Source organism: Psychrobacter glacincola (genome assembly GCF_965118485.1).
Taxonomy (GTDB): Bacteria; Pseudomonadota; Gammaproteobacteria; order Pseudomonadales; family Moraxellaceae; genus Psychrobacter; species Psychrobacter glacincola_D.
This window is the reverse complement of sequence record NZ_CBCPJH010000022.1, coordinates 1-20,557: the sequence shown is the minus strand read 5'-3', so window position 1 is coordinate 20,557 and position 20,557 is coordinate 1. Positions and strand designations below refer to the sequence as shown.

The window sequence follows — 20,557 nt, the reverse complement described above, 5'->3', positions numbered from 1 at the left end:
GACATGACAGAACCATCAGTACTCTCACTAAACCTACAGCAGCTACTTACAGAGCACTCATACCTGATTCCTATGTATCAACGCAACTATGCTTGGAGTAATAGCGAGATTGATGCGTTAATCAAAGATATGTTAGATGCCTATGACAGAGACTATAGCCTCAACTATTACATAGGAACGCTAGTTGTGTTTAAAAGAAAAGATGACAAGCTTGAAGTTATAGATGGTCAACAGCGACTCACCACTCTTACCCTTTTGGCTATCTTCTTAAATAAGCATAAAAACTCTAGTTGTGCCAAGTATCTCATGGATTTCAAAGAGCCTAACTTATGCTTTGAAAGTCGTCCTCATTCAACAGCTACGTTATCAGCGTTATTTAGTAATGATACGACTGCTATCAGTCAAAACGAAACGTTAAACAATTCTATACTCCATGGTTATGACGTCTTAGAAAGAATTATGAACCGTATATTTAATAAAGAACTATCTGCTCTTGCAGTAGATAAGTTTTGCTTTTTTTTATTTAATAAAGTAAAAATAGCTCGCCTACCTGTGCCTGATGAGACAGACTTAAACCATTATTTTGAAGTAATGAACAATCGAGGTGAGCAATTAGAAAAGCATGAAATCATTAAAGCTCGGCTGCTATCCATTATCGAAAAAGCAAATGAAAATAATATAAAGACTGAGGATAAAAAATTAGCTAAAGCATTAATTCATGATGTTTGGGAAGCCTGCGCCAACATGAATAAGTATGTGCAGTACGGTTTTAATACTAGCCTACGCACAGCCATATTTTCAGAAGGATGGAATAATTTTACAGCGATAGACTTTGATGAGCTATTGCGGCGCTATAAGCAAATTGCAAAAGAGGAAGCCCAAAAGAAAAGTAGTCAAAAACAGAACGTCGCTAAAGATATTATAGGTGACACGGCTAACTCAAGTTTATCATTACACAAAATTTTATTTGATAAGCACACTGTTATCCCTCCCAACCCTAAAGACAAAAATAAGAACAAAGATGGTGACAGTGAGATTTATTATAGTCTTATCGACTTTCCTAACTTTTTATTGCAGGTATTGAGAGTGCATATAACTCACTACAATCAAGATGATATTGATAGCTCTCTAGACGATAAGCAGTTACTTAAACAATTCGATAAATATCTTATTAATCCTAAAGTTGTGAACCAGACTGATAAGATTAAGGATTTTATCTACACCCTGCTTAAGACTAAGTTTCTTTTTGATCAAAATATTATAAAGCGCAATACAGAAGACAAAAAGGGACATTGGACAATTGAGCGATTCAAGAAGAGTGAATCAAGTACTGGTTATATTCAAGACATGGAAAGCGGTTTAAATAGCCATTTAGTAATAATTCAAAGCGTATTTCATGTATCAGCTCCTGCTATGAATTATAAATACTGGCTAAATGCATGTTTACAATACTTACATGTGATGTTTAACGGTTATCAAAAAGATTTTGATGATGAAGGTTTTTTAACTTATATAAAAGGGTTAGCTAAAAGTTATATGCTTAAAAGATATATCGCTACAATTAAACAAGATGATCTTGGCGTTGTAACTACAGAATACTTCAATAACTATAGTCCTAAAGCAAGTCATACTAAACCAATTTTTACTAAAGATATTGAGCTAAATTCCTTGTTATATAATCTAAACTATCAAAACATTAGAAGCTTTGTATTCAATTATCTGGATTATTTGATTTGGTATAGCCGTATCATTCCTGATGAAATAAGAATGAAATTTAAATTCACAACACAGAGTTCTATTGAACATTTTTTACCACAAAACCCAATTCACAAAAATGTAGTAGTAGATAAAGAAATTGATGTGCATCGTTTTGGTAATCTATGCTTGATAAACAGTGGTTTAAACTCAAGCGTAGGCAATAAGATGCCACTATCTAAAAAAGAGTATTTTGATGAAGATTTTAGTAAAAAGGTGAACTCCTTAAAACTTTACAAGATGCTTGAGACTTTAACATCTGATAATAATGCATGGGGGCACAAGCAAATTATTGAACACGAAAGTGAAATGTTTGGTCTTTTTGAGGATGCGCTTGGTATAAAAATTAAGGAAAACAATCATGAGTAACGTCAGCGACATAGAAAGACTCACTCAGAACCGTGTCGTGCGCTTTTTTACCGACACGCTAGGCTATCGCTATCTAGGCGACTTTAAAGACCGACCTAATAATAAGAATATTGAGCCTGAGATTTTAGCCGCGTGGCTAAGCTCGCGTAATGTCAGTCGCACCTTGCAAAACCGAGCCATCAATACTTTAGAAAAAGCCGCCGCTCTAGGCAGTGGCGTTAAACTATACGATGCCAACAAAGAGGTCTATAGACTACTGCGCTATGGTGTCAAAGAAAAAGAAGGCACTGGTGATCACAAAGAGACCATTTGGCTGATTGATTGGCACAATATTGAGGCCAATGACTTTGCTATTGCTGAAGAAGTCTCTATCAATGGTGAAAATAAAAAACGTCCTGATATCGTCCTTTATGTCAACGGCATTGCATTGGGCGTTATTGAGCTTAAACGCTCTACCATTAACGTCACCGAAGGCATTCACCAGAACCTAGACAATCAGAAAAAAGAATTCATTCGTAGCTTCTTTAGCACCATTCAACTGGTTATGGCAGGTAATGACACCCAAGGCTTGCGCTATGGCACCATTGAAACGCCAGAGAAATACTATCTGGAATGGAAAGAAGCCAACCCCAATCATACACCCCAGTCTGATATTAGCGTACCGACGCATCTTACCTTAGCAAACGCTAACTTCACCGATCAGCCCTTAGACTTCCATCTGTATCATATGTGCAATAAGCACCGATTCTTAGACATCATTAATAACTTCATTGTTTTTGATTCGGGTATCAAAAAGACTTGCCGACACAATCAGTATTTTGGGATACAATCCGCTCAGAAGCATATTGCACAACGCAGAGATGGCATCATTTGGCATACGCAAGGTTCAGGTAAAAGCTTGACCATGGTTTGGCTGGCTAAATGGATACGGGAGAATGTCACCAATAGTCGCGTTCTCATCATTACCGACCGTACCGAACTTGATGAACAAATCGAAAGAGTGTTCTTCGGTGTCGATGAAGCGATATATCGCACCAAGAGCGGTGCTGATCTTATTACCCAGTTAAATCAGCCTAACCCTTGGTTACTGTGTTCTTTGGTGCACAAATTTGGCCGTCATGGTGGTGACGATGATGCAATGGACACAGAGGACTTCATAAAGGACATTCAAGCCAGCCTACCGTCAGACTTTAGCACTAAGGGCGATTTATTTGTCTTCGTTGATGAGTGTCACCGTACTCAATCTGGCAAGCTGCACAGCGCTATGAAGGCGCTATTACCAGAAGCGATGTTTGTCGGTTTTACCGGCACGCCACTGCTTAAAAAAGATAAAAAGAAATCTATCGAAGTATTTGGACCCTTTATTCATACCTATAAGTTTGATGAAGCAGTCGCTGATGGTGTGGTATTAGACCTCTTATACGAAGCACGTGACATCGACCAACAGCTTACCTCCTCTAAAAAAGTCGATGAGTGGTTCGAGGCTCATACTCGTGGCTTAACCAATATTGCTAAGAGCCAGCTTAAGCAAAAATGGGGAACAATGCAGCGGGTTCTGTCTAGCCAGTCGCGCATAGAGTGCATCGTCAATGACATCTTGCTCGATATGCAGAAAAAGCCAAGGCTTATGGATGGTCATGGCAATGCCATGCTTGTGTGCAACAGTATTTATCAAGCCTGTAAATCTTATGAAGCCTTTGAGAACTCTTTCTTGAAAGGCAAAGTAGCAATTGTGACCAGTTACTTACCGACTGCAGATAGCATCAAAGGTGAAGAAACTGGCGAAGGCATGACAGAGAAGCTTTTCAAATATAGAATTTATCGCAGAATGATTGCTGATTATTACGATATCAGTGAACAAGAAGCAGGCTCTAAGGCAGAGGACTTTGAGAAAGCTGTTAAAAAACGCTTCATCGAAGAACCAGGTCAAATGCGACTGTTGATTGTCGTTGATAAACTATTGACTGGATTTGACGCGCCCTCTGCTACCTATCTCTATATCGATAAGAAGATGGCTGATCACAACCTTTTTCAAGCTATTTGTCGTGTTAACAGACTCGATGGGGCGGAAAAAGACTATGGATATATCATTGATTATCAGGATCTATTTCAGTCTTTAAACAGTACTATTTCTGATTATACGCAAGGTGCATTTTCAGAGTATGAAGATGAAGATATTGATGGGCTGTTAAAGAACCGCTTAAGTGCAGCAAAACAAAACCTAGATGATGCTCTAGAGATGGTCAGAGGACTTTGTGAGCCTGTTAAGTACCCTAGAAATACACAGGACTATGCCGCTTACTTTTGCCCTAGTGAAGATGTGACTGAAGCTGATCAAATAGAAAAGGAACAACTGCGCCTCACCTTATATAAAAGCGTCTCCAAGCTGATACGTGCTTATGGCAATATCGCCAATGAAATGTCTGAAGCAGGATATAGTGACCAAGAGATTAAACGCATCAAAGATGATGTAAAGCACTTTGAGTCCGTTCGTAATAACATTAAGCTTATGAGTGGCGACCATATCGATATGAAAAGCTATGAGCCAACCATGCGTAGGATGCTAGACACTTATATTCATGCTACGCCTAGTGAGACGGTCATCGACTTTGAAGATTTAGGACTCATTGAGCTTATTGTCAATCAAGGGCCTGAAGCTTTAATCAAAGCCATACCTAACGATATAGCGAGTAACCCTGAAAACGTCGCGGAGACCATCGAAAACAACGTTCGCAAAACGATTGTCGATGAAAACCCCATCAACCCAAAATACTACGAGCATATGTCTGCCCTACTCGATGAGCTCATTGAGCTACGCCGAAAAAAAGCCATTGCCTACGCTGAATACTTGCAAAAGATACGCCAGCTAGCCTCTAAAGTAATCAATCCTACGGGTAGCGCAGGTGGTCATGCATACCCTAAGACTATCAACACTCCTGCGAAACGCGCGTTATATGATAACTTGGATCAAAACGAGGACTTAGCAGACAAAGTAGATGCTGCTATTAGGCTCAATAAACAGGCTGATTGGCAAGGTCATCTGATTAAAGAGCGAAAAATTGAGCGTGCCGTACATCAAACTGTTTCTCAGTATCAGGTCGATGTCGATATAGAGGCGTTAATTAATTTGATTAAGGCACAACAGGAATATCAGTGATTGTTAAGTCAGCGCTTATTAAGATTGGTGAGTTAGATATACATTTAACTCGCAAAGATATTAAAAACCTACATATTAGCGTGATGCCACCTGATGGACAGGTCAGAGTATCTGCGCCTGATGCTATGACCGAGACGGCCATTCGGATGGCTGTCATCCACCGTATACCTTGGATTCGACGGCAACAGGCGGCGTTTGCCAAGCAAGAGCGCCAATCAGCGCGTGAGATGGTAAATGGAGAGACGCATTATCTTTGGGGCAGACGCTACCGACTTGAAGTGATTGAGAGCGATACACTCAAATCTCAGACGGTCAAACTAAAAAGCGGTAAGCTTATACTAACCGTAAATATTGGTGCCTCAGATGAAGTGAAGCTGAAGCTATTGAATGAATACTATCGTAACCGCTTAAAAGTAAGAGCACCTGATCTTATTAATAAATGGTCTAAGCAAACTGGCGTCGCTATAAACAGTTGGCAGATCCAAAAAATGAAAACCAAATGGGGCAGCTGTAATATAGAAGGAGGCAATATACAGCTTAACTTAGATTTGGCTAAAAAGCCTCTGCCCTGCTTGGAATATATTATCTTGCATGAACTGCTACATTTTAAAGAGCGGCAGCACAATGACAAGTTTAAAGCCCTGCTGGACACTCACATGCCCGATTGGCGATCTAGACGAAATTTACTCAACCAAATGCCATTAAACCAAGAAAGCTGGAAACATCGAGAGTAGTGCTTTAACTACAGACTAACATTTAGATCCGGCCCTCTACCTACCCCTCAGCATATAACGCCTTTAAACGAAAACAGTCTGGCTCATCAGTAATACTTGAGCTGTAATATATGAACTCATCATCAATAGATGACGAATTTTCAACAGCTTCTGTTATATATGAAAGGGTATCTAGCGAAGGGCTTTCGATACTTTCTATAGTAACTAACAATCCTTTAGTATGACGGACTTCTACAAGTTGACTAACTAACTGCTGTGTAGCTGCCTTTACTGATTCCGATATAGAATCACCTGTCGCGCTTACTTGAATAAACTGAAATGAATTGCCACACTCAAACAGACTTTTAATATCTACCACATCTATACTGATAAGAGTACTTGCAGATTTTACATTAAGCATTCTAATGACATTATTTACTTCATCTGGCTGACATCTAATAATGCCCTCTATAATATCTAGGTGCTCAAATTCACTATCATCTATTTGCAAGCCTACTAAAAACCAAGCCCCTGACTTCTCTTTTAACTCTATTAGCGCCTCCTCATCCCAAGCATCACTGATGATAAAGCAACCAATAGCAGGCTTTGGGTAATGATCCATGGTTTGTCGATATAGAACAGCACTAGGTATATCATCTATATATGAGTCATCAATCTGATACTTCATGGTCATGCTCACTGATCATTAAGGGGTTTTAAGGTAGTCAAAAGCATCAAACTCTGGCGAGATTTGACGGCAGTAGAGCGCTTGCACAGTTTCTAAGATATTTATCATCTGGCATAATTCGTTTATTGAAGTTTAATCCTCACTAAGGATTACATCATCTTTTAGGATCTCGTTCGGTTTTATTCACTTAGATTGCTGATCATTGATTTGCTTTAACATTCTGATAGAACTTATATCGTAATCACCTTGGTAAAACTGATCCAAAAGCTCGTCAAAAACACATTTTTTATTAGAGGATGCCAAAGTAAACAACGTAAGCGAAGAGTGTAATTTCAGCGTATCGATTGATCCGAAAATTTCTAAAGCGCTTTTATCAGGATGCAACAATAATAATTCAGCACACTCTATTAACCGTGCTCCAAGCACATCGTGCTGCAAATACTCTTTTGCCTGCTCTAGACTCTCAATTGCAAAGCGCCGAGCCATTGTACTGTGTCCCAACCCTTTCACCTGTGGAAAAATAAACCACATCCAATGGCTACGCTTACGCCCTTCGGTTAACTCTTTAATAACCGATGGATAAATAGTATTTTGAGCTTGAATAAAATCATCAAATAGATGCTTATTTGTAGTTTTCATTTCCTGTATTCCTTGCTACTTAATAATAATCATTTGCAAACGATGTCCACAACTTCATTCAAGATACTATCTTACGCCAAACTACCCGATCATATATATCATACCCATCCAACAGTGCTCAGGCTTATCGACAACTTTTGCACTATAGAAAATATGTTCATCCTCTGCACCCATATTATCAATAGTATCTGACATAACTTTGAACTCATCAAACGTAAAATGACGGTTACTTTCCACTTGAAACATCACAGATTTTACGGTTATCTCTTCAGGAATTTGATCAATGATCTGACTAAATACTTTGTCTGATTCAGACACTTCTAATGCACTAGCTTGTATAAATTTAGCAGGTTTCGCAAAATTTATTGCTTCTCTAACATCTCCAAAGTCTATACCCATCACAGAATAGTCGAAAGTAGTTTCAAACATATTTATTATTTTTTGTACTTCATCAGGCTTGCAAATGATCACGCCATCCACCACATCAAAATCATCAATAGTTTGTTCAGTGGTTTGCAAAACGAGTAAGAAATCTAATGCTGCTTTGAACTTTAAATCAATTAGTGCTTTTTCATTCCAATCATCACTAATAAGAACAAACCCGAAAAAGGATAAGCCATAATTCTTTTCCAAGGGGCTATATAACGAAGTGAAAGCCATACGCTCTATATATAACGTTTCATTTTCATTACGATACTTATCCATAAGAGTCGTGGGTAGCTGATTGCTTAAGTGAGTAGGAATATTTAGCGAACTCAAACTGATTGGCCTAGCGAAGCTCTCAGGAAGTTGCTTAACTTTATCACTAGTAATCCTCAATCTCTCTAACTGGCTTAACTGCCCTATAGACTCTGGCAAACGCTCAAGCACTTCGCATTTTAATGTCAAGTGAGTTAAATTGTGCAAGAAACCGATACCTTCAGGCAACTCAGTAATCTGATCAGAGCAAATCTCCAATTCTGTTATCGCCAGTAAATGCGCTTCGTTACGTGGTAAATCCTTTTCAGAAATCCCATACTCATCGGCCCATGTCCAAAGCTCTGACATCCATGGTTTTGCAGTAGTAGTATCTGATATATTGTTAATCTTGGTCATTTTTTGAATTCCTTTTTTGAGTTGAGTCAGGGCGTAGTCGTTAAGTAAAGCGTCTTAAAACTAGATTTTTCAAACTAATATTTCGTAAAACAATCATTGGCTTTCAAAGTGTTAAAAACGATATCCATTTCTTCTAGAATTTTATCTGCCATTGTGTCTTCATTTATCATCAGCCATGCTTCACTTGATCCTTTCCAGTCCTGTGGATAAAAGTAATAACCTGCTGGCCAAAGTGGTGAACTCCAAATCTTTTTGTCGGCTAGTGCTGTATTTAGCGTCGTTTTCATTTTTTCTGTATGCAAATTATTTTTTGCTTCCTCGATTGACCAGAGTTTAATACCTAGACACGGACGATCAAAATTTTCACCCTGAAACTCAAAACAAATATACCCAGCATCGTAGCTTGGAATTATGAAATTTATTTGTTCATAATTCTTACCTTCACCAAAATCATTAATATCCAACTTATAATCAGTTGTTTTGCATTTTGCTAACAAATCTATTTTCAGCTTTGTTATTAGCTCTTTCTTCATTCGATTTATAGTGTTAGATACCTTAATGCTGGCATCAATAGTAGCTCCATTTCTTTTAATAATATCTAAAACTGCATTGCTTTCACTCATATCTTCAATCCCCATAAATTGCTTTTGAATAAACTTGATTAACTGTGTGAGGAACTCACTAACGCTATGATTTTGGCATTCAACTTGGCAGGCTTTAAGCCAACCCGTGAGATCGCTGAAACGAAGATGGCTATATTGCTTCTTATCTATCCAGCATTTTAATGTCTCTGTATCGACACTTGCCGGATTTGGCGTATCGTTATATTCACTTAGATAAACAATTTGAGGGTCAGTATGACCTTTTGCTATAAGTTCATTATAATAATCAATCAGTTGATTAGGTTGGTCTACCGCATAAGGTTTATTCTCAATACAAATGCCGTAGCTATCATTACCTACTATACATCTTAAATAGATATCCATTCGACGTAGGCTGTTACTTTTCCCAGTAACTTCCTCAAGGAAAACTTCCGTTTTTTCGATGTTATTAAGAAAAATCTGTCTTTCTGAAACTTCATACATATCGGGTAAACAATGCTCGATAAATAACTTTAAAAAGGTTTCCTGTTGAGCGTGATTACCTTGTGGATCAAGTAAAAACGCTAAAATACGACTAAGCCCTAATTCATCGGTATTGATATAATCAAAGGTATTGAAGTCTGGCGAGAGCTGACGACTGTATAATGCTTGCGCGATCTCTAAAGCATGGATTTTTTGGCTTACTTCATTTATTAAGGTTTGAACTGCACTCATGTTTGTATTTCCTTATAATTTATTAGGAGTTGAATACTTCTTATCTTACTAATCCTCATACAGCTCTAACGCACTATGTAAGCGCTCTAGAATTATGGTTTTTAGCACTAGTGGTTCAATGACAACAGACAACTGCGACATACTTACCAACCAATCTTGCAGACGAAGCGTATTAGCAACCGTGGCACTGACTTGATTCCAAGTGTCATCAATAATAGTGATCTTCTGATCTATCGATAATGGACGCTCGTATAAATGCTGACAGGCATATCTTTGTACCTTTAAAACCAGTTTGATCTGGATATTATCAGTCGGCTCTAACCTACCCAGTTTAAGCAAACACTCTAATGAAAAAGCATCTCTCCCTACCCAGTCAGGTATCGGCTTATCTATGACTACTGCCTCGGTAATACGATTGACGGCAAAATTGCGATGCGCTTCTAGGAGCACCTCATCATTGATATGATCATCAGTAGGATCAAAGCCTGTGAGATAAACCATATTGTCGATGAAGATCAGCCCTTTGGGATATACCACTCTTACAGCTGACTCTCCTGCCCATTTCTTTTGATAGATTATCCGTAGTTGGTGATTTTGTAGCAAAGCTTGGTGAATACTGCCAAGCACGTCATTATCAAGCTTTGGTGCTTGCACAATACTAGGCAAGGTGATGAGATGATTTTGCCATTGCCCAAGCTCACTTTGATGGAAACTCTCCTTATCCTGTCGACGTAGTTGGGTGAGCTTAGCTGTGATACCTTGTTTAAAAGACACTGGTAAATAGTTTGCCGTATATTTATCGAGCATCTCCCAAAAAAATACTGTTTGCTCGTTAAGAACGTCGATACTAAAGCTCGGTTCAATATAAAATCGTGCTGTTTGTCCGCTGATGTTTTGCCCCCATCTCGGTACTCGGATTAAGGCATCACTATAAAAAATATCGTTAAAGATTTGATTTAAGCCAATCAGATCGTTCTCTAAATTTTTACGCTCATTAGTATAATTGTCTGGATTATCACCATAACCAATCATCAACTCTGTCAGTGACACAGCATCAGACTCACCTCTAGGCAGACATTGATATAAAGCAAATAGACGTGCTGACTTTGTATAGCTGGCGATTGGATGTGTGGGCATATTGGCTTCTCTATTAGGTAGTAAGTTTATAGCTTCATTACTGAAATAAATATTTAATCAAAGCGAAGCAAAATGGCTGTGCCATTATCATAAGCCTTACCATCTGAATCATAAACTTGAGCTTTAAGAGTGATTAACCAACTCTGTAAATCCGTATCCTCTGACAGTTTGTCATTCGTGACTCGGCACTAAATCGTGAATACCATCTGTACAAACCAAGAGAGAGTCGCCACTACTAACCTCAATCTTTCGAGAGATGCTCTCTGGTGCTTCACTGCTTAAGTAACTGTTATCAGTGGTCAAGGCAAAGCATTCAGTAATACTATATAGACTACCCGCTATCCCTTCTCGGTTATAGTCAGAAAGCTCTGCGTAGCGACCCTGCTCCTGTGTCTTCTGATCAATAATTTCGTTTAACAGATTATGATCGCGTGTCAGACACCGCTATTGTGTCGCATCTTTGGGTAGCCAATAAATACAGCTATTTGTTGCACGTTATTAATGAGATTGCCTTGAAAGGTAATCAGACAAGCTTGTGCTTTAAAAACATTCTCTTCTAAAGGACGATTATTTAGAGAGGCAGTGATAATGGTACGCATATATATTTATTATGAAGACCAGTATAGCTGACAACCTATAAATATATTTTCTAGGTCAAAGCTTTGCAAGATTTCACTAAAAAAGTATGCACGAATTCACCGTGACTTTTCTTGGAATGGGTATTGCGATGCTATTACCTGTGAATGTGAATGGCCTTGGCTTGCAACTCTCTTTTTAGAATAGTCCACCCAGAAAATACTGATTGTTATATGAAGTCGTCGTAATTGAAACAAGTTACTACTAATATCAATCCCTCTAAATGATACTAACTGAAAAGAGCCTTTACTTGAAGGTACTCAAAGATATCTTGATAAGTTCACAGGACTGGGCTTTGAAGGAAGCGTAGTTTACGAGAAGGCCAAAGCAGCTAGCTTAGCTTGTAAGGTCTAAAAAAATCTCATATATTTTGATATCTTATATAGTATATATAAGCTTAAAGATTTGCTTATGGCCTGCTATAACTATTAGTATATAAATGAAGCATTTCGAAAACAAAAAGACAATAATCTAAATCGGAGTAAATAATGATTACCCATGTACCTGATGTGACTTTCAAGACTCGTGTCCGTGATGAATCTATCGGAGGAGACAATCCATTCAAATGGCATGACCTAAATACAGATGAGTTATTTGCCAATAAAAAAGTGGTTGTGTTCTCACTACCAGGTGCCTTTACGCCAACTTGTTCGACCAGCCATCTACCTCGTTATGAAGCGCTTTACCATGAGTTTAAGGCGTTAGGCGTAGATGAGATAGTTTGCATTTCTGTCAATGATGCCTTCGTCATGTACCAATGGGGTTTAAAGCAAAACCGTGAAAATGTTTTCTTGCTTCCTGATGGCAATGGTGAGTTCACTCGTAAAATGGGCATGCTGGTTGATAAGAGTAATCTTGGCTTTGGTATGCGCTCATGGCGTTATTCGATGTATGTCGATAATAAAGCCATCGAAAAAGTGTTTAAGGAACCTGATTTTGGCGACAACTGCCCAACAGACCCGTTTGAAGTATCAGATGCAAACACCATGTTAGAGTATTTGAAAAGTAATGCTTAACCACATTAACTCTTGATTGATATCATCAGGCGTCGATAGAGGTTCAAATACTATCGAACTGCTTAGTCCTTCAAGTTAAGGACTAAGCAGTTTTGTTATGGTTTTTTACAAGAATTTCTAACGCTGAGCGGTTTTATTGTTGGAAGTAATTATAATGACAATCCATACAGATGTGGATTATGGCGGATTTGTCCCTTTACTTCCCGAAAGAAGCATTAAACTAAAAGTCTAAGATATAGTTGGGTATAGTGTGTTTAAGCAGATATTTACGACATATATAGAATGTCATTTATGATTAGGGCGTGTCCTCATTTTGTATAGAGCTTTTAATCAATTGATAGACTGATATAATAGAACCACCTATAGCAGACTGCTAAGCTCCTCATATCTATCAAGGCCAATTATGACCACATACATACTCGACACCGAAACTACAGGGCTTGTTGAACCGCACATGACTGAGGCCGCCTACTCTATCGTTGATATCATTAATGGTGAGGTGACTGTGTTGCAAGCACCAAGAGCGAAACGCTTTAACCCTCTAAAAGAGATCAGCTTGGGCTCTATGGCGATATCACATATCTGTGATGAGGATGTGGCGGATGAGCTACCTCACACAGATTTTAGACTACCTAGCAGTGTTGCGTACTTGATTGGTCACAATATTGATTTTGATATGGCAGTTCTTAAAAACGCTGGCGTGACCCATACCCCTAATCTGATATGTACCAATGCGATGGCTAACTTCCTGCTTCCGACGCTTGAAAGCCATAAGCTAGTATCCCTCCTCTATCACTTTCACAGAGATATAGCGCGTGCTCAAGCAAGAGATGCTCATGCTGCTATTGCTGATATTTACTTCACTGAGCTGGTGCTTGGTAGTTTGATTGATTTAGCCAACAGCCAAGGTCATACGATAAATGATGTGGAGAGCTTATATGAATTTAGTGAAATGGCGCGTATACCGACGCACTTAAGTTTTGGCAAGCATAAAGGTGAGGCTATTGCAGAATTAGCCGCTAGTTCTGAGGGTGCGGGCTATCTGAAATGGCTACTGAAACAAGATACGGTTGATCTTTATTTAGCTCAGGCTTGTGAGAATGCTTTAGAGCAGTCTGCTTAATATGCCTACCATCAAGCTAGCGCTTTTATTATTCGCTCATTTCGCCGGCTTATAACCTCAGTATAATAAAAACGAAAACCGTCCCGTTATTTTATCTGTTGCATCCCCTCATACAATTGACGCCGACGCTCTTGCGCCGCTTGATAACGATGAGCTTTAGCCAACTCAATGTCTTCATGAGTCTGGATTAGATCAGACGGTATAATAAGCGTTTCATCCATATCTATTGTATCGACATACATTGCTTTGCCTGTGAGAATTGAACGCAATACTTTATTGGCATTGCTTTCATGAAGATTTTCAATCACAGCAACGCATCTATCAACGTCTGCTAGCTGTAGCTTAATCATCATTTGGGCATCATAATAAGATTTAGAATAACCATTACTCACTGCCAGACACCATAAAGCCACTAATGCTTCAGGGTCGGCAACAGGTGCATCAGCCACACAAAATATCTCTTTAGGTATAGGCTGACTAAATGTAAGACCTTTAGGGGCGCATTGGAATGAAAGTGCAAGAGGATATTTTTTAGTCTCATCATTATCGTCTTTGACAGCAATGATGAGCTGTTGGTAGGCATTCCATATAAAATTAATCTCATGTTCTTTAAGGACGCTTTCAAGTTTATAGCAGTCACTTTCAGAAACTATGAAATTAATGTTGGTGGTCGCACGAGGAGGTCCATACTCTGAGTATGCCACTGTGCCAATAATCACATACTTAATATTTTCTTCTGACAGAACATGGATGAGCTGTTTAAATAAATTTTGGAATTTATTCATTCGGCCATCTGATTCAAACAACCTTAACAGTTCCATTGACTCACTCATGTTTACCCGCAAATTTTCATATCAGTTATCGTCAATTTATACTCACCTTCAATCAACCTAGCCTCAAATTTACTTGATCCAAAAGGCAACAACTCAAAATACTGTAAATTTTTCAGCTATGGCGAGATCAAAATTATAATCTAATTTTGCTAAACACCGATAACTTGCAATAGCTGCCCTCGAATCTCAATCGCAGTCGCTGCTAGATCGACAGTAGCGAACTGAATTCTATGATTTTGTATAACGATATACTCATCAATTTTTTTACCTACGGAAGGATGAAGTAGTAGGCCTGAAGCATTTTCATTGAGTGGATCCTCACTACCCTCTTGCGATCTTAAGTAGGCGTACATCTGATATAGATAACCACTGCGTAAGGTTTCATCTCTAAACCAACCGTTGATTACGACAGCATTGAACTTAGTATCAATGACTAAGCGATGTCCTAATTCCACATCATCTATTAAGATATCTGTTCTCATGTTAGGAAGTATCTTATCAATGCCTAAGCTCTTATCCTCTATTTGCCATTTTAGGGTCTTGCCAGCGCTTATTCGATAATTTTGCTTTGGCAAGACCGTGTCATAAAATCCAGCAACCCCTTTTTCAAAAAGCTTACGAAGCCAGGGTAAGTTATCTCTCTCTGGCGAGTTTAATTGCTTTTTACCTTCAAGCTCAGTCGGTAGCGCAAGATTAAAAGCTAGATGAGCGGCTGTAACCATAGGTTGATCTTCGGAATCATGCCTTCCAAAACGATCTACTGAGACTTGACTGCGACTTGGACGTGTCTGACTGACACCCATGCGCCTCAAGCGCACATCTAGTGATCGACACCTATGAGCTAAATCCTTATTTTTTACAATCTTAGAAATACTCTCTAAGGCAGCACGGACATATCTATTACGCGAGGTATCAAGGGTTAACTCATCAAAATGACAAGCAACTTTACCACGATCAAGCAATCTATTTCTCTCGGTACTAAGCAGGTCTATTCTACCCCGGACACGATTGAGCACAGCATCACGAGACTGATAACTGTAACTTAAGTTTCGCTGAATACGATGCTCAACTCGTCGACACAGTATTTCTGCAATTAAATCTGGAATGTCATCAGGGTTATTTTCAACTGAGATCTTAGCGGCTTCAAACTCTCTATACATATCCGAGGCATAGAGCATAAGCAGCCAAAGATTGCGTACCGGTATTTCACCTACAAACTTGATCTCATCATAAGATTCAGACAGATGATCTACTTCAATAGACATAGACTTACAGACCTTCAATCAGGCGTTTCTGTGCTTTTTGAGATTTCTCAAGATCATCGAACCAGTACTCATCAAGTAAAGGACCAATCTCCGTCTGTACCACCTCACTAAACCATTCCTTAGCATTCGTTATAGTCATCCCAACGGCTGGCGTGACATAGCTATGGCCTATTTGAAACTGAGCACCAAGACTGCTATCTGTAGAAATCTCCTCATTTAGAGCTCTAATGCGACTGTCAATTCCATTTAGAATTGTTGAATCAATGCCATTTTTGGATTGAACCCAATCATGCCATGGCTTACCTAATGTTGGCTCAAGATCAATAAAAGCAAAACGACGACGTAGTGCAAGATCAACCAAGGCCAGCGAGCGGTCAGCTATATTCATTGTGCCTATGACATATAAATTACTGGGAATATAAACACGTTCACCATCGAACTTCCTATAAGATAGCTCTAACGCCTCATCTGGCGTTCTTTTATCAGTTTCAAGTAACGTCAGCATCTCACCAAATACTTGAGCAGGGTTCCCTCGGTTAATCTCTTCAATGACGATAACGTACTTTGATTCAGGATCATCAATAGCGGCTTTGATCATTTCCATAAAAGGACCGTCTACCAATGTCAGCTTGCCCTCACCTGATGGACGCCAACCTCTAATAAAATCTTCATAAGACAAATTAGGATGAAACTGCACGGCTCGTATTTTGCTATCGCCACGCTGACCCATTAAAGCAAAGGCTAATCTTTTAGCCAACCAAGTTTTACCAGTACCGGGAGGCCCTTGTAGTATTAGATTTTTCTTAGCTCGAAGACGTTTAAGTATCACCTCAATCTTAGCTTTAGGCAAAAAACACCCATCAGATATAATATCATCAATAGAATAAGTTTCTAACATCGCTTGAGCATCCATCTCAAAAGGTAATTGTGTATCAAAATTACTAACCGTATCTTCGTTGAGCAAGCGATACCTACCTTTACTAATCAGCTCTAACTTTCCATCACTCGCTAGCTCTCTTAGTAAGAATTTAACCGTTCCTTTAACATCGCTTCTCTTTGGGAATCTTTCTGCAAGAGCGCTAGTAAATCTTTCCAAAAACTCATTATCTGTAAATTCAAAAGAATCCTTATCATGGCAAAGCTGTTGCAGTTGTGAAAAAACAATCTCTTTCCAAGTTCTGTTAGATAAATCTTTCAAGTCACTTGGTTTATATTGGTATGCTGCGAGCGAGAGTTCAGGAAAGGAGTGCACTGGATAAGTTTCTTCTAAAAACCTGGTTTCAAGACTCTCTAACAACTCTAAATAATCATTAGCATCACAACGTGCTTTTGGACCGTTTTTATTAATTTCTATATTAAGCTTTTTATTGATGTATTCTTGAGACTGTCCATCAAGGGTCAAGAAGCTCCACGGTCTAATCCAATACAGACCCATAGTCAAATTCCAGCCTATGCCGTAACAGTTAGTAGCGCTGTCATAGGAGGAAACGAATTGAGACTTAGCCTCTTCACTCTCACCTTCATCTTCTAAATCGGCAAATGCAATAGCACGGGCAAAGACTTCCCATAAAATATCTATATCATCTGCATGGCGCTTGTAGTGATAACCAAAAAACCAGGTTCTTTGATTGTTAACTATAGGGATGCCATTAAAAGATTCAGGAACAGGCTCTGTTATATCAAGTAGTTCGGCCAATGCTTTAGCGATAATTTTACGATTATCATCGGTGATTCCACGATTAAAAATAGCCATGACTGTAAAAGGACATATATCTTTTAATAATCCTCCTTCGACACCCTCTTCGTATTGGTCATTAAGAATAGACATGACATCACTTGTTTCAGATATTTTATGAATACCAGCGACAAGCTCGTCACGGCGATAGCGAAAGGCAAGAAGCTTAGATGCCATTTCTTCATAGAAAGTTGTCCACTCAAAAGCGGAATGCTCTGAAAGTGAATCGCCAAATCTTTCAAGCCAATAAGGATTATTACGGAACATATTTATATCTTGAGCTTTACCGTCAAATGCAAAATCAATCAAATTAACTCTTAACGCAGTCTCAGGAATGACTCTCCAAACTGTATTTCGACTAGTGAAAAAATACCATTCCTTAGGAGTAAAGCTGTTGTCCCAATCTACTTTTAAAGAGTTACCATTACCTACATTCTCTATAACGGTGCCGATAGCCTTAATTAACATCACAGAAACCGTGTGTCCTCGATTATCGAAGGGTAGTTCGTTTTTTCTAGTGTACGTTGATTTGATAGCAATTCTATCGCCAGCCTTAATAAAATTTACTGAATCAATCTGGTTAGCCTCAGGATTAATCTCCCAGATACCTGTTTCAACAAATCGAGAGGTTTGGTCTACTCCATCATATGCAGCACCAACAAACCAATAAGAATTTACATCTATTGCTTCAAAATTTTCAGTCATTGTAAAACCCTGTTAATGTTGTATTTTCTGATTATAGTATTTGATAATTACTTAAACTATAGAGTGTAAAAACCTAAATTGATGAGTAATAATTTTTGGTTAATACTTAAAAATAATACTGATCGTTGCTTGATATTTTGAGAGCTTAATATGTTAAAAAACACTTTATTGGTGAGAGATAATGTTTCTAAAGATTCATGATATTTAAAAATGCGCTCAGCGAAATTTAGGATTTTACTAAGCGCACTATAAATATTTTGATAGGACTTCGTTCTAAAAAATATTAAATACCCTACTATCCAATGACTTCCCAAGAATATTCAGATCCTGAGCCAGAAGTACTACTATTGCCGTTTTCAAGCTCAGTATCATTGTATTTAATTTTTTTTATAATACTTCCGCTTTCATCTTCATGATAATAGATAGTCAGGTTATTTGGATCAAAATCCTCGATATCCTCAAGCTGAGTCTCAAAAGTACAACCTTGTTGGAACGATCTGCCAATCATGACAACTGTTTTTAAATCTAAACTATCAAAAACATCCTCCTGACTAGAAACGCAAATCAATTTAATACCCTGCGATTCAAGCGATTTAATATCACAGTTCGAGCTCCAAAGTATGTCTTCAGAACTGTTCATTAACTCAATTTGATTATCTTCTGTTAAATAAGCGCCGCTGACATGCCATAGATTATCAACTTCATATAATCCGCCCCCACCAAAGTTATGCTCCTCTGGAACTTGGCAGTCACCATCACCCCACTGAACATCATTGCTATAGCCTTCAAGATCAATATCATTATCTTCAAAGTATTGATAGGTCGCAGCCTCTACAGTACCAGCAAAGGTCTCTACCCCATAACCATTAACCTGAAGAAATGTTGAAGTATCATTCTCATTAGATACATTTGAAATTGAAGAATTTAATTCATCAAGACCATAGACGTAATAATCTAGACTTTGAAGAAACTTGATAAGAGTGCTTGAAAGCTTATTAAGAGGATTATCTTTTAAACTAAATTCTTCTAGTGCAATTAAATTTGTAAGACTCTCAGGTAGGTTTTCAAATTTATTATTGCCTAAATAGAAGGTTTTAACCTTGTTTAGATTTCCAACACTTTCAGGTAGTGCACTAATTTCATTATTTTTGATATTTAGGATTGTTAAATTAGATAACTGTCCTATACTCTCAGGAAGTTTAGTAATTTTATTCAATTCGATATTTAAAGTTACTAAGTTTAATAAATCACCTATACTCTCTGGTAACATTAATAGTTCATTCTCAGATAAATCAAGACTTTTGAGTTTTTTTAAAGAACCAATATCAGAGGGAATACTTGTTAAATTTTGGTTATTTTTAATATTTAATGTCGTTAGTTTTGAAAGTTGACCAATACTCTTAGGGATAATATTTATATCACCTCCTATTATATAATTACATTCAATATTCAGAGTCTTCAAACTCGAAAGCTGACCAATACTGTCTGGCAATCTTTTAATATTCCCATTTCTTAAACTCAAGCTTTCTAAACTCTTGAGACTTCCAATACTTTCAGATATTTCTATTAAGCTGAAATTATCATCAATATCTAAAGCTATCAATCTAGATAATTTACTAATACTATCTGGCAATTTTTTTACTTTGCTTCCTTTTAAAATAAAAACTTTTAAATTTTCAAGATTACCAATACTCTCAGGTATATTTTTTATTTCACTATTGTTACTAAGATCTAACTCTTTCAGTTGAATCAATTTTTTTGCTTGCCTAGGTATAATCTCTTCGTCAATATGAGCTTCATCTGCCCAATCCCAGATCTCTTTCATCCACTTTTCATTATCTAAGTTAGTTACATTTTCCATTATCAACCCCTTTATTAAATAAAATTAGTTTTTGTTGATCCTTTATGATTGGATTTATATCAATTAAAGTAGTAATTATCCAAAAACCTGAACAACTTTAAATGACAAATCAGCTCCCCTATTTAATAAACTTATGTTAACAGTTCAGCCCTATGATTGTATATTTTTAAATCTTGAATGACCATCTTTATACATCGAACTGTCCGTACATTTTTCCATTGTAGTGATAATACTTAAAAAATGGTGAAACTAACTGAAAATTCCTATATAAAACACATATAGAACTACAAGTACTACCGCAGCAATCAATAGCCATCTTAAAATTGTGAAAGCAACCTGAATAGCAGAGATACAAATTGCAAAAGGTAGTAATATCAAAGTTAGCAGTTTTCCAAATACACTCTTTTGATTCCAGCCCTTCCTGTATACGTAATTCGTTAAACTTTCGATATATCCATCAATGAACCCATAATCTGATGTATTACTATTTGCTCTATTACTATATCTACTTGAT

General features: G+C 37.8%; 16 protein-coding genes. 5 read left to right on the top strand and 11 right to left on the bottom strand.

What is annotated here, in order from left to right; all coding sequences use genetic code 11:
• The first annotated feature begins 3 nt into the window (after nt 1-3).
• The 3 genes from ACMHKH_RS09365 to ACMHKH_RS09355 are packed head-to-tail and all read left to right on the top strand — an operon-like array spanning nt 4 to nt 6,015.
• Complete coding sequence (locus ACMHKH_RS09365) at nt 4-2,124, top strand: DUF262 domain-containing protein (RefSeq protein WP_413520371.1); 2,121 nt, start codon at nt 4-6, stop codon at nt 2,122-2,124.
• On the top strand, nt 2,117-5,281 hold the full coding sequence (locus tag ACMHKH_RS09360; RefSeq protein WP_413520370.1) for a type I restriction endonuclease subunit R: 3,165 nt from the start codon (nt 2,117-2,119) through the stop codon (nt 5,279-5,281). Before ACMHKH_RS09365 ends, ACMHKH_RS09360 begins: the two co-directional genes overlap by 8 nt.
• The gene (locus ACMHKH_RS09355; RefSeq protein ID WP_413520369.1) at nt 5,278-6,015 is read left to right on the top strand and encodes a M48 family metallopeptidase; all 738 of its coding nucleotides are present in this window, start codon (nt 5,278-5,280) and stop codon (nt 6,013-6,015) included. Before ACMHKH_RS09360 ends, ACMHKH_RS09355 begins: the two co-directional genes overlap by 4 nt.
• Nucleotides 6,016-6,055: 40 nt before the next feature.
• Here ACMHKH_RS09355 and ACMHKH_RS09350 read toward each other — a convergent pair whose 3' ends face one another.
• The 6 genes from ACMHKH_RS09350 to ACMHKH_RS09325 all read right to left on the bottom strand — a co-directional run bounded on the left by ACMHKH_RS09350 (nt 6,056) and on the right by ACMHKH_RS09325 (nt 11,468).
• Nucleotides 6,056-6,688: a hypothetical protein gene (locus ACMHKH_RS09350; RefSeq protein WP_413520368.1), complete on the bottom strand. Its 633-nt coding sequence runs from the start codon at nt 6,686-6,688 to the stop codon at nt 6,056-6,058.
• Between the two features lie 177 nt (nt 6,689-6,865).
• Nucleotides 6,866-7,321, bottom strand: a complete 456-nt coding sequence (locus ACMHKH_RS09345; protein ID WP_413520367.1) for a DUF1810 domain-containing protein — start codon at nt 7,319-7,321, stop codon at nt 6,866-6,868.
• Nucleotides 7,322-7,402: 81 nt separating this feature from the next.
• The gene (locus ACMHKH_RS09340; RefSeq protein ID WP_413520366.1) at nt 7,403-8,416 is read right to left on the bottom strand and encodes a leucine-rich repeat domain-containing protein; all 1,014 of its coding nucleotides are present in this window, start codon (nt 8,414-8,416) and stop codon (nt 7,403-7,405) included.
• A gap of 74 nt (nt 8,417-8,490) precedes the next feature.
• Nucleotides 8,491-9,732, bottom strand: a complete 1,242-nt coding sequence (locus ACMHKH_RS09335) for a PD-(D/E)XK nuclease family protein (RefSeq protein ID WP_413520365.1) — start codon at nt 9,730-9,732, stop codon at nt 8,491-8,493.
• Between the two features lie 48 nt (nt 9,733-9,780).
• The gene (locus ACMHKH_RS09330; protein WP_413520364.1) at nt 9,781-10,869 is read right to left on the bottom strand and encodes a helix-turn-helix transcriptional regulator; all 1,089 of its coding nucleotides are present in this window, start codon (nt 10,867-10,869) and stop codon (nt 9,781-9,783) included.
• A 434-nt stretch (nt 10,870-11,303) separates the two neighbouring features.
• Complete coding sequence (locus ACMHKH_RS09325; RefSeq protein WP_413520363.1) at nt 11,304-11,468, bottom strand: hypothetical protein; 165 nt, start codon at nt 11,466-11,468, stop codon at nt 11,304-11,306.
• A gap of 525 nt (nt 11,469-11,993) precedes the next feature.
• On the opposite strand from ACMHKH_RS09325, the gene ACMHKH_RS09320 reads away from it, so the two are divergent.
• Nucleotides 11,994-12,521, top strand: coding sequence for a peroxiredoxin (locus ACMHKH_RS09320; RefSeq protein ID WP_413520362.1), 528 nt, complete (start codon nt 11,994-11,996; stop codon nt 12,519-12,521).
• Nucleotides 12,522-12,924: 403 nt separating this feature from the next.
• Nucleotides 12,925-13,644, top strand: a complete 720-nt coding sequence (locus ACMHKH_RS09315; protein WP_413520361.1) for a 3'-5' exonuclease — start codon at nt 12,925-12,927, stop codon at nt 13,642-13,644.
• Nucleotides 13,645-13,730: 86 nt separating this feature from the next.
• Here ACMHKH_RS09315 and ACMHKH_RS09310 read toward each other — a convergent pair whose 3' ends face one another.
• The 5 genes from ACMHKH_RS09310 to ACMHKH_RS09290 all read right to left on the bottom strand — a co-directional run.
• Nucleotides 13,731-14,429 carry a hypothetical protein gene (locus ACMHKH_RS09310; RefSeq protein ID WP_413520360.1) on the bottom strand — a complete coding sequence of 233 codons (699 nt, stop codon included), beginning with the start codon at nt 14,427-14,429 and terminating at the stop codon, nt 13,731-13,733.
• A gap of 197 nt (nt 14,430-14,626) precedes the next feature.
• Nucleotides 14,627-15,742 carry a 5-methylcytosine-specific restriction endonuclease system specificity protein McrC gene (gene mcrC, locus ACMHKH_RS09305; RefSeq protein ID WP_413520359.1) on the bottom strand — a complete coding sequence of 372 codons (1,116 nt, stop codon included), beginning with the start codon at nt 15,740-15,742 and terminating at the stop codon, nt 14,627-14,629.
• 4 nt (nt 15,743-15,746) lie between these two features.
• The gene (locus ACMHKH_RS09300) at nt 15,747-18,182 is read right to left on the bottom strand and encodes an AAA family ATPase (protein WP_413520358.1); all 2,436 of its coding nucleotides are present in this window, start codon (nt 18,180-18,182) and stop codon (nt 15,747-15,749) included.
• Between the two features lie 295 nt (nt 18,183-18,477).
• Nucleotides 18,478-20,043 carry a leucine-rich repeat domain-containing protein gene (locus ACMHKH_RS09295; protein WP_413520357.1) on the bottom strand — a complete coding sequence of 522 codons (1,566 nt, stop codon included), beginning with the start codon at nt 20,041-20,043 and terminating at the stop codon, nt 18,478-18,480.
• Nucleotides 20,044-20,292: 249 nt separating this feature from the next.
• On the bottom strand, nt 20,293-20,557 hold a 265-nt coding region (locus tag ACMHKH_RS09290; RefSeq protein WP_413520356.1), incomplete at its 5' end, for a hypothetical protein.